Origin of the sequence: Perlucidibaca aquatica, assembly GCF_001676655.1 — a bacterium.
Lineage (GTDB): Bacteria > Pseudomonadota > Gammaproteobacteria > Pseudomonadales > Moraxellaceae > Perlucidibaca > Perlucidibaca aquatica.
Window position 1 is genome coordinate 494,425 of the sequence record NZ_LZDB01000002.1, and the last position, 14,964, is coordinate 509,388.

Consider the following 14,964-nt stretch of genomic DNA (forward strand, 5'->3'; position numbering starts at 1 on the left):
GATTGATCGTCTGGCCTCTGGCTAGGCGAGCTTAGGCAGTGCGGGTATGTCGTCTTCCAGCAATTTCATGAACGGCAGAACCGCGAGAGGGATTTCTTGCGCATGGTGCAGCATGTAAGTCGTGATAACCGGGGAGTGTCCTGTCAATGGCTTGATCACGACATCATCTTGGCCATGTCCGCTGAGCTGTGCCATAGAGGCAAATCCGATGCCGAGACCTGATGCGACCAGAGTAATCATCAAGTTGATGCTATCCGTGAGCTGGACAACATTTACATGCTTGTTGGTCTGTCTGACCAAACGATGAATTTGCGTATGAACTGAGTTCACACCCTTCGCAGCCGGCAGAATCAGTGGATAGCTGCTCAACTCGGCGATTGTGAAATCATTGCTTCGTGCCAACGAGTGATGATCAGGTAGCAGTGCGCAAAGTCCGTCGTGCCACAGTGGCGCTGATTCAATGTCAGGATCATCGGGGGCAACTAATGCAAGGCCCAAGTCAATTTCGTGACTGTGAATGGCTTCTTGCAGCTTGTTCTGTGTCATTTCATACAGGCGCACATCCAGCTCGTGATTGTGCTGGCGAAGCTTGCTAATCAAGGTACTGACACGATGCTGGGGCACACCGTCGGTGATGGCTATACGCAGCTGCTGGTTGTAGCCCAGCGAAGCAGACTTGATGGCTGATTTTGCTTGTTCAACGGCAGCCAGTATTCGGCGGGACTCGGCTAGGAAGACTTGCCCTGCTTTTGTGATGGTTGTACAGCGTGTGGTGCGTTCGAGAAGCCTGACGCCCAGGTGATTTTCGAGGTCTTTGATAGCGCGCGATAAGGGTGACTGCTCGATGTGCAGTCGTTTTGCGGCGCGTTGAAAATGCAGCTCTTCAGCAACGGCAATAAAGTAGCGTAGGTGGCGCAATTCCATCAGCAATGCCTCCGATCCTTGGATTACTTATCAAGTAATGTCATGTATTTGTAATGTATGACTTTTTTGCTTAAATCCATCTTATTGACTTTTGTTTGGTTGATTTGCTGGCTTTGTGTAACTTGTGCGTGGTTTATTAGTAACGGAGAGATGATTTATTGGTTCTCGGTCAGTGATTAAGACCTTTGGTGTTTTAGTGCGCCTTTTTGTCGGGTCTTAAAAGATCCACCGGGATTGGTTTAGGCCTGTGATTGCGTAAGAAAAATCAAAAAAGTACCGGAAATTAGTTGATCACTACAGAACGATCACAATCATCTAGTCAGGGGGCTGTGATGCCCCCTGACCCCTTACTCATCGTGTGTGACAGGTTGGTGAGCAGTAGTAGCAGCCATCTGCCCGAGGGTTCTTAAGCTTGGCTGCAGATACAGCTTCACGGCATGTGGCATAAATGCCAATGTATAACCGGTTCACAGGCAATGGCAGTCTGGTGCAGCTGGACTTATGAACCTCGTGGTCGCCGTTATACTGTGCGTTTAGGTTTGCATAGTAATGATCCATCTGTACCTCCTTATCGAGCCTTGTTGGATTGCGACACCAAAGACCCGGCAAATGCCTTCGTTTCGGCGCTGTACTTTTCACTACGCAGCACGGAGGAGGCTATCGCCTCCATTTCCTTGCCAGTTTGATTTGCTGAGTTGGCTTGTGACATAACAGAGCCTGCGAGCGTTTTCTTGATCGCAGAGGCACTGGGGTCACGCAGCGTAGCTGCAGCCTTTGAAGTCAGCTCGGGGGAGCTGGTTTTTTGGGGCATGATAAAACTCTCCAATCATACAGATCTGGATTCATCTGCAAACCTAAGAGGGTAGCGTTGCTACCTGATGTCAGATCGGGTGGAGCTCCGATCAGTTGAAACATGGCTGGCGGCTCCGCAATACCGATCTCCAGCCGTCATGTGCTTTGCTTTGACCTCACCACGGGTCATTCATTCCTACCGCCCCATGAACAGAGCACACGACTGTCCTTATGGACAGCAATAAGTGTCGGGTGTTTATCGATTAAAAAGCAAGCTATTTTTCGCTAAAACACTATATCTAGTGTTTTTTTAAATTTTTTAAACTATATAGTGTTGATGAACGGTGGGTTTGACGAGTATTTCGATGCTGAGAAGAGCCTCTGCAAGACCTCGTAGCTTCTGAGGGAAGTTTGATGTACTTCTGATATGCGTGTGTGTTGTGTCACACCCGAAAATATTCGTGGTTTAAGTAAGCCATAGATGTAGGCATATTTGGCGGCATTTCATCAAAAAATTATCTCAAGCTTTTGATTTTAAATAGCTAGTGAATCCCTCCTTCTCCTCCAAATTGAAAACCCTTGATTATTGATAAAATCAAGGGTTTTTTGTTTTTAAGCCATCATTTTTCCCCGTTGTATTTGTGCGTTAACGCACCGTCAGACCCTCTTCGAATGCCCAGTCTTGCCAAGGTACAGGTACCTCTGGAGACCTATCGTGGAATGCTTCGAGCAGGCGGGCGACGAGTGTGCAGCCAAGCCAACCCTATTGGCGATCAATGGTGGCTCCTCCAGCATTCGCTTCGCTGTTTATGACGCGGATGCGGCACTGCACAGAATACTGCACGGAAAAATTGATCGGATTGGTCTCAGTGATACTCGGCTGCGTGTCGAGGCGAGCGGGAAGCTGAATGAGATTGCGCTCAGTGCTCCCGATCATCGCACTGCGGCGATCTTGCTGCTCGACTGGCTAGAAGAGCGGCCGGAGGCGGGATCGTTGCGAGCGGTGGGGCATCGTGTCGTGCATGGCATGACGCACAGCGAGCCCGAGCGCATCACTCCCGATTTGCTGGCGGAGCTGCAGCGCATCAGCGGCTATGACCCTGAGCATATGCCGGGCGCATTAGCCTTGATTAACACCGTTGCCGAGCGATTGCCGAGCGTACTCCAAGTGGCCTGCTTCGATACCGCCTTTCATCGCGACATGCCGCGTGTTGCCCGTCTGCTCCCCATTCCACGGCGTTACCAGGACAAGGGTGTTTGCCGTTATGGCTTTCATGGCTTGTCCTATGCGTATCTGATGGAGGAGCTGCACCGACTGGGCGACCCAGCGGCACAGAGTGGGCGCGTGATCCTGGCGCATCTCGGTAATGGTGCCAGTCTTGCGGCGATCCGCGATGGACGCAGCATCGACACCAGCATGGGCTTCACGCCGGCCTCGGGCATTCTCATGGGGAGCCGGTCCGGCGACCTTGACCCTGGGCTAGCCATATTCTTGTCGTGCACCGAGGGCATGAGCCCGGCGCAGTTCCACGCAATGACGACTCACCAATCCGGCCTGCTCGGTGTCTCCGGTATCAGTTCAGATATTCGCGACCTGCTGGCGTGCGAGCACACTGAGTCATCCGCTGCCGATGCTGTGTCTCTGTTTTGCTATGAGGTCAGGAAGTGTATCGGTGCTTATGCCGCAGCACTCGGAGGTTTGAACACCTTGGTCTTTTCCGGCGGTATAGGCGAGAACGCCGCACGGATTCGGACGCGAATCTGCGAAGGCTTGGATTTTCTCGGCATCGCATTGCAGCAGGACAGGAATGCCATGCATGCCCCGCTGATTTCGGCAGAGGGCGGGCAGGTTGCTGTTCGTGTCATCCGCACCAATGAGGAGCTCATGATTGCTCGCTCGACTTACCGCCAACTGAGTGCTCTGCCGCACAGACGATCGATTGAGTCGTGTCATAGGGTCGATCAAGCCCCCCAGTGACGGCAGGAGAGACCGCTATGTTGCGCAGCATAAAAGAGCTTGAAGGCTATTCCGTAATAGCTATCGACGGCTATATCGGAGAGGTCAAGGATTTCTATTTCGACGATGCCACGTGGGTGGTCCGCTATTTAATTGTGGACACAGGGACTTGGTTGCAGAGTCGAAAGGTACTGGTCTCGCCGATTGTCATCGACCGGACGAACGCGTCGGAGCATGTTTTACAGGTCAAGATCACCAAGGAGCAGGTGGAAAACAGCCCAGACATCAACACAGACAAGCCGGTATCGCGGCAGCACGAGGAGAGCCATCTCCGCTATTACGGCTACCCGCCTTATTGGGGCGGCATAGGGCTTTGGGGCGATGGCATGAGCCCTGAACTTTACGTGGAAAATCTTCGTGTCCTCGCGGCAGCCGAAGAGGCGAAGCACCGTGATGACGACCCTCATTTGCGCAGTTGTAACGCGATCATCGGCTATCACGTTCATGCCAGTGATGGCGATATCGGCCATGTTGAGGGTATGTTGATTGATGAAGAAACGTGGTCCCTGCGGTATCTGGTGGTGAATACCAGCAATTGGTGGCTAGGCCATTCGGTGCTGATCGCGCCGCCTTGGATAACGGCCATAAGCTGGACTGAGGAGACGGTCACGGTGGATATGAGTCGGGAAGCGATACAGCTGGCACCGCGTTATAACCCCTTGAATACGCTACTCCGGCAGCAGGAAAGTGACACCTATAAGCATCATAAACGCCGTGATTACTGGTCGGAGCCTTGAGCGTGACGGTCTATACCTGCCCCATGCACCCGGAGATTGCGCAAGCGCATCCGGGGGCTTGCCCGAAGTGCGGTATGGCGCTGGAAGCGAAGACGACGATCGTGGCTGATGTGCCGGAAGATAACGCTGAGCTGAGCGATATGACGCGGCGCTTCTGGGTCGCCGCTGTGCTGACGTTGCCGGTTTTTTTTCTGGCCATGTCGCATCTGATGCCCGGGCTGGTGCATGACGCCTGGGTCAACGGTAACCCGTCGCGTTGGCTGCAATTCGCACTCGCCACGCCCGTGGTGGTTTGGGCGGGCTGGCCGTTCTTTGTGCGTGGCTGGCGCTCGCTGCTAACGGGCTATCTCAACATGTTCACCTTGATCGCTATCGGTGTCGGTGCGGCGTATGTGTTCAGTGTGGTGGCGATGCTGGCGCCGGGCCTGTTCCCCTTCAGCATGAATCACCAAGGTCGTGTCGCGATTTACTTTGAGGCCGCCGCCATGGTGGTGGTGTTGGTGCTGCTCGGCCAGGTGCTTGAACTACGGGCGCGCAGTCGTACTGGCAGTGCCATCAAGGCGCTGCTCAATCTGGCGCCAGCCGTGGCGCGCCGGATTGAAGCGAGTGGTGATCAAGAAGTCTCGCTGGATCAGGTCTTGGTCGGCGACCTTCTGCGCGTGGTACCTGGCGACAAAGTCCCGGTAGATGGCGTGGTGACCGAGGGACACTCCAGTGTAGAAGAGGCCATGGTCACCGGTGAGCCGTTGCCGGTCGAAAAAGTGCAGGGCGACAAGGTCACGGGGGGCACGACGAATGGTACGGGGAGTTTCGTCATGCGTGCCGAACGCATCGGCAGCGACAGCCTTCTCGGTCAGATTGTCAGCATGGTGGCCGAGGCACAGCGCAGTCGTGCGCCGATTCAGAGTTTAGTGGACAAGGTAGCCGCCATTTTCGTGCCGGCAGTGCTGGTCATTTCAGTGCTGACCTTCGTGGTCTGGATCTGGATCGGACCTGAGCCGAAGCTGGCCCATGCCATGATCAATGCGGTGGCGGTGCTGATTATCGCCTGCCCCTGTGCGTTGGGGCTGGCCACGCCGATGTCAATTATGGTGGGTGTTGGTCGTGGCGCGCAGATCGGTGTGCTGGTGAAACATGCCGAGGCACTTGAACGTTTGGAGAAGGTGACCACACTCGTCGTTGACAAGACCGGGACGCTGACCGAGGGCAAGCCGACGCTGATCGATGTGCTTCCTGCCGATGGTGTCGACGCTAACGAGTTGCTGCGCCTCGCGGCCTCGCTGGAGCAGAGCAGTGAGCATCCACTGGCAACTGCCATTATGGCGGGCGCGAAGGACAGGGCTATCGCACTGGGCGTCGTGACGGATTTTCGTTCGGTAACGGCCGGTGGGGTTGTTGGCCGTGTGCATGGGCGTGCTGTGATGATTGGCAAGCCCGAGTTTCTGCGCAATGAACATGTTACGGACCTGGAGGCCTTAGAGACCATCGCCGTGAAGCTTCAGGAGGATGGCAAGACCACCTTGTTTGTAGCGATTGATGGTAAACCTGCGGGCATTCTTGCGGTCGCAGACGCGATCAAGGCCACTACTGCTGAAGCAATTCGGGCACTTCACGACTTGGGTCTGAAGCTGGTCATGCTGACCGGCGATAACCATCGCACGGCCGCTGCGGTGGCGAAGTCACTGGGTCTGGATGCCGTGGAGGCAGAGGTCGAACCGGCGGGCAAAGTCGAGTACATCAAGATGCTGCGCGCGCAAGGACAGAGTGTGGCGATGGCTGGGGATGGCATCAACGATGCGCCAGCACTCAGCGAGGCCGATGTCGGCATCGCCATGGGCACCGGCACGGATGTGGCGATGCAGAGCGCCGGCATTACCTTGGTGAAAGGTGATCTGCGTGGCATTGCGCAGGCTATTCGCTTAAGTCGCGCCACGATGTGGAATATTCGCCAGAACCTACTGTTTGCCTTCTTCTACAACGCGCTCGGTATTCCGATAGCCGCTGGCGTGCTGTACCCGTTCTTCGGTCTGCTGTTAAGCCCAATGATTGCCGGTGCTGCCATGAGTCTGAGTTCGGTTTCGGTGATCGGCAATGCCCTGCGACTTCGGTCGAAAAAGTTCTAGTGCATCTACGGAAGACCTGAGCCATGAACAGCACAACGCTTGCAAATAAGACCTTATCGCCGGAGTTGCTGTACCAGATCGATGCTTACTGGCGTGCGGCTAACTACTGCTCCGTGGGTCAGATTTATTTGTTCGATAACCCCTTGCTCAAGCGTCCGCTGGCGTTCACCGATATCAAGCACATGCTACTGGGACACTGGGGCACGACGCCGGGCCAGAATTTCATTTATGTGCACCTGAACCGAGTCATTCGCCAATACGACCTCGACATGATTTATATCTGTGGGCCTGGGCATGGTGGTCCTGCGGTGGTCGCGAATACTTATCTGGAGGGCAGCTACAGCGAGATTTATCCCCACATCACCCAGGATGAGGCGGGTCTGCAAAAGCTGTTTCTTCAGTTCTCATTTCCCGGCGGTATTCCCAGTCATGCATCGCCCGAGTGCCCGGGGTCGATTCACGAGGGTGGGGAGCTGGGTTATTCGCTCAGCCATGCCTTTGGCGCGGCATTCGACAACCCGGATCTGATCGTTGCTTGCGTGATTGGCGACGGCGAAGCTGAGACCGGTCCGCTGGCCACCGCTTGGCATTCCAACAAATTTCTCGATGCCGCCAATGACGGCGCAGTACTGCCGATTTTGCATCTCAACGGCTACAAGATTGCCAGCCCCACCGTGCTGGCGCGCATCACGCATGAAGAGCTGGATCAATTGCTCCGCGGTTACGGCTGGACGCCGCTGTTTGTGGAGGGCTCTGACCCAGCGCTGATGCACGAGGCGATGGCCGCGGCGCTTGATACCGTGCTCGCGCAGATCAAGGCCATTCAGTACAACGCGCGTGTTGACGGAGATCGTGCCCGTCCCCGCTGGCCAATGATCGTGCTCAAATCGCCCAAGGGTTGGACAGGCCCGAAAGTGGTTGATGGTCTGGCAATCGAGGGAACCTTTCGGGCGCACCAAGTGCCAGTCAAACATGCAGCCACCAATCCCGAGCATTTGCAGTGGCTGGAAGATTGGCTGCGCAGCTACAAACCGGAAGAGCTGTTCGATGAACAGGGTCGCTTCAAACGCGAGCTCGCCGAGCTTGCTCCGCCGGGCCAGCGACGCATGGGGGCAAATCCGCATGCCAATGGTGGCGGCCTGTTGCGCGAACTGCAGCTGCCGGATTTTCGCGACTATGCCGTTGACGTGCCAGTGCCGGGTGTCGCCGGCATCGGTGATACGCATGTGCTGGGTCCGTTCTTGCGCGATGTCGCAGTGCACAATGATGCGCAGCGCAACTTCCGCGTTTTCGGCCCCGATGAAACCGTGTCAAACGGATTGGCGGCGCTGTTTGAAGTGACGCGTCGCCAGTGGAATGCCGCCACCGAGCCCAACGACGAGCACCTAGCGACCAGTGGTCGCGTACTGGATTCGATGCTCAGTGAGCACCAATGCCAAGGCTGGTTAGAAGGTTATCTGTTAACCGGGCGTCATGGCCTATTCAACTGTTATGAAGCCTTCATCCATATTGTTGATTCGATGTTCAATCAGCACGCGAAATGGCTCAAGGTGGCGTCACAGCTGCCGTGGCGTAAACCGATTGCGTCGCTGAATTATTTGTTGGCTTCGCATGTCTGGCGCCAGGATCACAATGGGTTTACACATCAGGATCCCGGCTTCATCGATCACGTTGTGAACAAGAGTTCGTCGGTGGTGCGGGTCTATCTGCCGCCAGATGCGAATTGCCTGCTGTATGTAATGGACCACTGCCTGCGCAGTCGAAATCACGTCAATGTCGTCGTTGCTGGCAAGCATCCTGCGCCACAGTGGCTGAGCATGGACGCGGCGGTTGAGCATTGCCAGGCCGGTATCGGTATCTGGCACTGGGCGAGTAATGATGCCGGCGCAGAGCCAGATGTTGTCATGGCCTGTTGTGGCGACGTGCCGACCTCGGAAACTCTGGCTGCAGTCTCCATTTTGCGCGAGCAGCTGCCGACACTGAAAATTCGCGTGGTGAATGTGGTGAATCTGATGCGCCTGCAACCACCGCATGAGCATCCGCACGGTCTGAATGATGCGCAATTCGATGCGCTGTTCACGGCGGACAAACCGGTGATTTTCGCGTTCCACGCCTATCCTTGGCTGATTCATCGGCTCACCTATCGGCGTAACAATCATCGCAACATTCACGTCCGTGGTTACAAGGAGGAAGGCACTATCACCACGCCTTTCGACATGACCGTGCTCAATGAGCTGGATCGTTTTCATCTGGTGATAGACACCATTGATCGCGTGCTGGTGACGGGCGAGCCGGGCCAAGTGCTGAAGCGGAAGCTCCAAGACAAACTCATTGAGCACAGGACCTACATCAACAAGCACGGCCAGGATATGCCCGAAATTCGCCACTGGCGATTCGGCCATTTTTAAATGTCCGTGCGATAGCGAACAGACAGTCTTTGCCGTCAGGAACATGGTTGTTATTCATCGATTTTGGAGATTCACCATGCACGTTAAAAATACATGTCGGGTTATTTCGGTCGCTTTATTTCTGAGCGCAAGTGCTATGGCTGCTGCTCAGTCCGGTAGTGCCACGACTCAGCCGAAAAGTGCAATGAGTACGGCTGCCAGCGATAGCGTTATCACTGCCAGAGTGAAGGCCAGCTTTGTCAATGATGCTAGGTTGAAGGGCGCTGATATCAGTGTCAGTACGGTTAATGGCATCGTCATCTTGCATGGTTCGGCACCCACGTCAGATGCGCGTGGCACCGCGGGATATATTGCACAAAGCACCGCGGGCGTTGGTGGCGTTAACAACAACATCCAGACTCCTTCTATGGCGAACAATCTCGAGAAAAATACCAAGCAGGCGGTGAAAAAGACTGAGCGTGTGGTCTCGGATAGCTGGATAACCACCAAGGTTAAATCGGCGTTGCTCGCGAATAGCATCACCAAAGGTCTCAAGATCAGTGTGTCGACTACCAATCACGTCGTGACCTTGAGCGGAGCGATTTATACGCAAGAGGCCATTGATCGCGCCATGAGCTTGGCCCTGCAAATTCAAGGTGTTGCGAGTGTCAATGCAGATGGTCTGACTATTGTCAGCAATTGAACCTAAACCAACGATGTAACAGGAGTCGATCATGAACAAGGACACCATCAAAGGCGATTGGAAACAGCTCTCTGGCAAGATCAAAGCGAAGTGGGGTGAACTCACGGACGATGATCTCAAGCAGAGCGAAGGCAATAGCGAGTATCTCCTTGGCAAGTTGCAGGAGAAGTATGGCCTAGCAAAAGATAAGGCCAAGCAGCACCTTAAAGACTTTGGGCTCTAACGAGCCGGACTGACAAGCGGGAAAAGAGGCCACGATATTCCACTATCTGTGGCCTCATTTTTTTGCGGCTCCACCGTGGTGCTGAACAGTTGCCGTATGGCAAGGAGATAATATGAAGCTTGGCATGATCGGACTGGGGCGCATGGGCTCCAATATGGCTCAGCGACTCGCGCTGGGTGGCCATGAGCTGTGTGGGTTCGACCCCAATCCACAGGCTTATACGGCGCTGAAGAACAACGGAGTGTTTTTGGCCAACTCACTGGCCGACTTGATCGCAAGCCTGCCAGAACCGCGAACCGTGTGGTTGATGGTGCCTGCGGGTGTAATTACAGAATCTACATTGGCGATGCTTTCGCCGCTCTTGGTTGCCGGGGATTCGATCATTGATGGTGGCAACTCCAACTACAAAGATACGGTGCGTCGAGCCAAGGCCTTGGCTGTTCAAGGCGTTCATTACCTGGATTGCGGTACCAGTGGTGGTGTGTGGGGGCTGACTGAGGGCTATAGCCTAATGATTGGCGGTAACGCGACCGTCGTTGAGCGACTGACACCGCTTTTCGAGACACTGGCACCTGCCAAAGACAGGGGCTGGGGGCATGTTGGCCCTTCCGGAGCAGGTCACTTCACCAAGATGATCCATAACGGTATCGAGTACGGTTTGATGCAGGCCTATGCCGAGGGGTTTTCGATCTTGCAGCACAAAGCTGACTTCACTCTGGATCTGCATCAAATCGCGGAAATCTGGCGTCATGGCAGTGTGGTGAGATCGTGGCTGCTGGACCTGACCTCGGTGGCGCTGGCTGGCAACCCGGCCATGACCGGGATCGCGCCGCGGGTGGATGATTCCGGCGAGGGTCGCTGGACGGTCGCCGAGGCCATAGACCTGGAGGTATCGGCCCCGGTCATCACCATGGCGTTGTTGGAACGCTTGCGTTCGCGAGACCCGGACTCTTATACGGACAAATTGTTGGCCGCGATGCGCCAGCAGTTTGGTGGCCATGCCGTGGGTACGCCATGAATCATATCGAGCTTAAGCATGAGCCCTGTCGCGTCAATCAGCGCTGGCTCCGGGTTACTGACACCCAAGCACTCCAGGAGCTCGCAGCCTGGCACATCTTCACCACGGCTGTGCGGGCGATCGAACAGCGCGGACGCTTCCTGATCGTACTGGCTGGCGGCAACACGCCACAGGCCACGTATCGCCTGTTACGCGAGGCAGTCACTGACTGGTCCTGCTGGCATGTCTACTTTGGCGATGAACGTTGCCTGCCGATTGAATCGGCTGATCGCAACAGCCGCATGGTACTGGACAGCTGGCTGAACGAAGTGCCAATTCCCGCCGCGAATGTTCACATCATCCCTGCGGGCCTTGGTGCTGAGGCGGCTGCGAACGCATACTCGGCAACACTGCAAGATGTGGGTTGCTTTGATTTGGTGGTGCTTGGTCTAGGTGAGGATGGGCATATTGCAGGTCTGTTTCCGGGGAATGACCTAGGCAGCCATGCGCAAGCACCGGATGTACTGGCGGTATTTGATGCGCCCAAGCACCCGTCTGAGCGGGTGTCACTGAGTGCCAGACGCTTGAGCCACACGCGCGAGGTACTGATGCTGGTAACGGGTGAGGCCAAACGCAACGCGGTGCTGCAGTTACGCACTGGCGCCGATATCCCGGCACAGCAGATCTGTCGTGATGCGGTGATGGATGTGCTGGTGGAGTCGATGCTGTTGCCAGACGAGAGCAATGGCTCAAGAGCGCAGTAGTGTCTGATCCACCATTTGCTGGGCTTCAAACAGAATAGCGCGCAGATGTGCCTCGTCACGAAAGCTTTCCGCGTAGATTTTGTAGATGTCTTCTGTTCCGGAGGGGCGAGCCGCGAACCAGCCATTGGCCGTGATCACCTTGATGCCTCCGATGGCGGCATGATTGCCCGGAGCCTGATCAAGCACCGCCTCGATTTTTTCGCCAGCGAGTTCGGTATGAGTTATCTGCGTCGGCGTCAGTTTCGCCAGACGAGATTTTTGCTCGACGGTGGCCGCCGCCTCGACACGATCCGCGACAGGTTTACCGAGCGCGATGGTCAGGTCGGCGTAAAGCTCGCCGGGATCACGCCCGCCGCGTGCCGTGATTTCGCCAGCGAGCAGCGCCAGCACGATGCCATCTTTGTCGGTGCTCCAGACCGTGCCATCCCGGCGGCTGAGTGATGCTCCGGCACTCTCTTCGCCGGCAAAAGCGAGCGTGCTGTCCAGCAAGCCATCAACAAACCATTTGAAGCCGACCGGCACCTCGTAGAGCTTGCGTCCGAGCTTGGCTGCCAGACGGTCAATGATCGCGCTGCTGACGACAGTCTTGCCGATTCCGGCCCGTGACGACCAGTGCGGTCGATGGCGGAAGAGGTAGTCAATGCAAGCGGCAAGGTAGTGATTGGCGGGCAGCAGCCCGGCGGTTCTGGTAACGATGCCGTGGCGATCATGATCCGTGTCGCAGGCAAACGCGATATCGAAGTCGGCCTTAAGTTTCAGTAAACGCTGCATGGCATAGGGCGATGAAGGATCCATGCGGATTTTGCCGTCCCAGTCGGCGCTCATGAAGCGGAAGGTAGGGTCGATGGCATCGCTGACCACCGTCAGGTCGAGGCGGTAGCGCTCGGCGATGGCGGCCCAGTAATGCACGCCCGCGCCACCGAGCGGATCAACGCCGAGACGAAGGCCGGCACTGCGGATGGCGTCCAGGTCGAGCACGCTGCTCAGGTCAGCGACATAGGTATCCAGGTAGGGGTATTCGCGCGTGGTGGTGCTCTGCCGTGCCTGTATAAGCGGCAGCCTGCGCACCCCTGTCAGGGATGCCGCCAGCAAGGCATTGGCTCTGTTTTCTATCCAGCGGGTGACGCGGGTGTCGGCTGGCCCGCCATTGGCCGGGTTGTATTTGAAGCCGCCACTATCGGGCGGATTGTGCGAGGGTGTGATCACGATGCCATCGGCAAACCCTGAGGTACGGCCTCGGTTATAAGTGAGGATGGCGTGAGAGATCACCGGCGTGGGGGTGTACTCGCCATGAACGGCGATTCGGGTTTCCACGCCATTCGCAGCCAGTACCTCCAGCGTGGTGTCAAAGGCCGGCTGTGACAGTGCATGGGTATCCATGCCGAGGTACAGCGGCCCACTGATGTTGCTGTGCTGGCGGTAGTCACAGATCGCCTGGCTGATCGCGAGTACATGCCATTCGTTGAAACTGCGCTGCAGGGAGCTGCCCCGGTGCCCGGAGGTACCAAAGCCGACGCGCTGAGCCGGCACGGCGGCATCCGGGCGCAGGTCGCTGTAGGCAGCCAGCAGTGCGGGCACATCCACGAGCAGTGAGCTGGGCAGCAGCTTGCCGGCGAGTGGGCTGGCTTGGTTGCTCACGGCGCAGCCTCGCGCCGTTGCTGATAGTGTCGGATCAGTGCTTCTGTCGAGCTGTCATGGCAGGGAATTGAAGGATTCAGTTTAGCCATTTCAGTGGCGGTGCTTTCGGCCAATATTTTGCCCAGCTCAACACCCCACTGGTCGAAGGAGTCAATGTCCCAAATCACGCCCTGCACAAACACACTGTGCTCATACAGGGCGACCAGGCTACCCAAAGCATGCGGTGTGAGTTGCTCCGCGAGAATGGTGTTACTGGGGCGGTTGCCGTCAAAACTACAGTGCGACACCAGCGCATCGGGCGTGCCAGAGGCTCGTGCCTCTTGGCCCGTCTTGCCGAACGCCAAGGCATGGCTCTGGGCAAACAGGTTGGCCATGAGCTGATGGTGCTGATCACCGAGTGGGTTCAGTGAGCGGCAGAAACCGATGAAGTCACAGGGAACCCGCTGCGTGCCCTGATGCAGCAATTGGTAAAAGGAGTGCTGACCATTGGTTCCGGGCTCTCCCCAATAGATCTGCCCCGTCGGGTAGTCCACCCGTGTGCCGTCGCGGGTGACATGCTTGCCGTTGCTTTCCATGGCCAATTGCTGCAGGTAGGCTGGAAAGCGTTTCAGGTATTGCTCGTAGGGCAGTATGGCTACGGTTTGTGCGCCGAGAAAGTTGCTGTTCCAGATTGCCAGCAGACCGAGCAGCACGGGCAGATTGCTGTTGGCTGTTGTGTCGCGGAAATGCATGTCCATGGCTCTGAATCCGGCCAGCATGTCACGGAAGTTATCGGGTCCGATGGCCAGCATGGTAGACAGCCCGATGGCCGAGTCCATCGAGTATCGACCACCGTCCCAGTCCCAGAGGCTGAACATGTTGTCGGTACGGATGCCGAATTTGATGACCTCTTCGGCATTGCTTGAGGCGGCCACAAAATGACGGGAAATGGCTTGCTCATCACCTAGGGCCTGCAGGCACCAAGCGCGTGCAGCATGAGCATTGGTCAGCGTTTCCTCGGTGGTGAAAGTCTTGGAGCAGATGATGAACAGGGTTTCTGCCGGCACCAGGCCCTGCACGGCTTCGGTGAAATCGGTGCCGTCGATGTTGGCAATGAAGCGAAAGGTCAGGTCGCGTTGACTGAAGTGGCGCAAGGCCTCGAAGGCCATGACGGGGCCCAGATTGGAGCCTCCGATGCCGATGTTGATGATGTTGCGGATAGGCCTGCCGCTGTGCCCCAGCCAGGCACCACGACGCACGCAATCGCAGAATACGGCCATTCTGTCGAGTACGGCGTGTACATCCGGAACAACATTTAGGCCATCGACCAGAATCTGCTCATTGCGCGGGGCACGCAGCGCGGTATGCAGCACGGCGCGCTGTTCGGTGGTGTTGATACGATCCCCGCGAAACATGGCCTGAATCCAGCCATCTAGGTCACATGCCTGTGCCAGTGCCAGCAGCAGACTCAGTGTTTCGTCGGTGATGCGCTGTTTGGAGTAGTCGAGATAGAGCCCGGCTGCTTCGGCATGCAGGCGTTCGCCGCGATCGGCATCGGCAGCGAACAGTTCTCGCAGATGATGCGAACTGATCTGCCCGGCATGTTTCTGCAGGGCCTGCCATTGCGGGCGCTGGGTCAGCGTCAGGGCTGCCGGCGCTGCAACAGGACGTGTCATGAGG

Annotated in this window: 12 protein-coding genes; 8 read left to right on the top strand and 4 right to left on the bottom strand. The window is 56.4% G+C overall.

What is annotated here, in order from left to right; all coding sequences use genetic code 11:
• Positions 1-21 precede the first annotated feature (21 nt).
• Together A8710_RS05950 and A8710_RS05955 are read right to left on the bottom strand one after the other, a co-directional pair.
• Positions 22-924: a LysR family transcriptional regulator gene (locus A8710_RS05950; protein ID WP_068858644.1), complete on the bottom strand. Its 903-nt coding sequence runs from the start codon at positions 922-924 to the stop codon at positions 22-24.
• A gap of 568 nt (positions 925-1,492) precedes the next feature.
• Positions 1,493-1,735 carry a hypothetical protein gene (locus tag A8710_RS05955; RefSeq protein ID WP_068858646.1) on the bottom strand — a complete coding sequence of 81 codons (243 nt, stop codon included), beginning with the start codon at positions 1,733-1,735 and terminating at the stop codon, positions 1,493-1,495.
• Positions 1,736-2,431: 696 nt separating this feature from the next.
• Between A8710_RS05955 and A8710_RS05960 the strand changes: the two genes are divergently transcribed.
• The 8 genes from A8710_RS05960 to pgl all read left to right on the top strand — a co-directional run bounded on the left by A8710_RS05960 (position 2,432) and on the right by pgl (position 11,667).
• On the top strand, positions 2,432-3,694 hold the full coding sequence (locus A8710_RS05960) for an acetate/propionate family kinase (protein ID WP_068858648.1): 1,263 nt from the start codon (positions 2,432-2,434) through the stop codon (positions 3,692-3,694).
• Positions 3,695-3,711: 17 nt separating this feature from the next.
• Positions 3,712-4,470 (top strand): PRC-barrel domain-containing protein, encoded by a 759-nt coding sequence (locus A8710_RS05965; RefSeq protein ID WP_068858650.1) that lies wholly within the window; start codon positions 3,712-3,714, stop codon positions 4,468-4,470.
• A 2-nt stretch (positions 4,471-4,472) separates the two neighbouring features.
• Positions 4,473-6,593 carry a copper-transporting P-type ATPase gene (locus A8710_RS05970; RefSeq protein ID WP_227512996.1) on the top strand — a complete coding sequence of 707 codons (2,121 nt, stop codon included), beginning with the start codon at positions 4,473-4,475 and terminating at the stop codon, positions 6,591-6,593.
• A 23-nt stretch (positions 6,594-6,616) separates the two neighbouring features.
• Positions 6,617-9,001, top strand: a complete 2,385-nt coding sequence (locus tag A8710_RS05975; protein WP_068858652.1) for a phosphoketolase family protein — start codon at positions 6,617-6,619, stop codon at positions 8,999-9,001.
• Between the two features lie 136 nt (positions 9,002-9,137).
• Complete coding sequence (locus A8710_RS05980; RefSeq protein ID WP_068858654.1) at positions 9,138-9,683, top strand: BON domain-containing protein; 546 nt, start codon at positions 9,138-9,140, stop codon at positions 9,681-9,683.
• Positions 9,684-9,714: 31 nt separating this feature from the next.
• Positions 9,715-9,906 (top strand): CsbD family protein, encoded by a 192-nt coding sequence (locus tag A8710_RS05985; protein ID WP_068858655.1) that lies wholly within the window; start codon positions 9,715-9,717, stop codon positions 9,904-9,906.
• 112 nt (positions 9,907-10,018) lie between these two features.
• Complete coding sequence (gene gnd, locus A8710_RS05990) at positions 10,019-10,924, top strand: phosphogluconate dehydrogenase (NAD(+)-dependent, decarboxylating) (RefSeq protein ID WP_068858656.1); 906 nt, start codon at positions 10,019-10,021, stop codon at positions 10,922-10,924.
• Positions 10,921-11,667 carry a 6-phosphogluconolactonase gene (gene pgl, locus A8710_RS05995; protein ID WP_082968691.1) on the top strand — a complete coding sequence of 249 codons (747 nt, stop codon included), beginning with the start codon at positions 10,921-10,923 and terminating at the stop codon, positions 11,665-11,667. Before gnd ends, pgl begins: the two co-directional genes overlap by 4 nt.
• Here the strand turns inward: pgl and pgm are convergent.
• Positions 11,653-13,305, bottom strand: a complete 1,653-nt coding sequence (gene pgm, locus A8710_RS06000; protein WP_068858657.1) for a phosphoglucomutase (alpha-D-glucose-1,6-bisphosphate-dependent) — start codon at positions 13,303-13,305, stop codon at positions 11,653-11,655. The genes pgl and pgm overlap by 15 nt on opposite strands.
• Positions 13,302-14,960 carry a glucose-6-phosphate isomerase gene (gene pgi, locus A8710_RS06005; RefSeq protein ID WP_068858658.1) on the bottom strand — a complete coding sequence of 553 codons (1,659 nt, stop codon included), beginning with the start codon at positions 14,958-14,960 and terminating at the stop codon, positions 13,302-13,304. The genes pgm and pgi overlap by 4 nt, the downstream gene beginning before the upstream one ends.
• Between the last annotated feature and the right edge of the window lie 4 nt (positions 14,961-14,964).

Bases quoted from the DNA above. Each gene is read 5' to 3' on its own strand.
- A8710_RS05950 (WP_068858644.1), bottom strand. From the start codon at position 924: ATGGAATTGCGCCACCTACGCTACTTTATTGCCGTTGCTGAAGAGCTG.
- A8710_RS05955 (WP_068858646.1), bottom strand. From the start codon at position 1,735: ATGCCCCAAAAAACCAGCTCCCCCGAGCTGACTTCAAAGGCTGCAGCT.
- A8710_RS05965 (WP_068858650.1), top strand. From the start codon at position 3,712: ATGTTGCGCAGCATAAAAGAGCTTGAAGGCTATTCCGTAATAGCTATC.
- A8710_RS05975 (WP_068858652.1), top strand. From the start codon at position 6,617: ATGAACAGCACAACGCTTGCAAATAAGACCTTATCGCCGGAGTTGCTG.
- A8710_RS05980 (WP_068858654.1), top strand. From the start codon at position 9,138: ATGGCTGCTGCTCAGTCCGGTAGTGCCACGACTCAGCCGAAAAGTGCA.
- A8710_RS05985 (WP_068858655.1), top strand. From the start codon at position 9,715: ATGAACAAGGACACCATCAAAGGCGATTGGAAACAGCTCTCTGGCAAG.
- gnd (WP_068858656.1), top strand. From the start codon at position 10,019: ATGAAGCTTGGCATGATCGGACTGGGGCGCATGGGCTCCAATATGGCT.
- pgl (WP_082968691.1), top strand. From the start codon at position 10,921: ATGAATCATATCGAGCTTAAGCATGAGCCCTGTCGCGTCAATCAGCGC.
- pgi (WP_068858658.1), bottom strand. From the start codon at position 14,960: ATGACACGTCCTGTTGCAGCGCCGGCAGCCCTGACGCTGACCCAGCGC.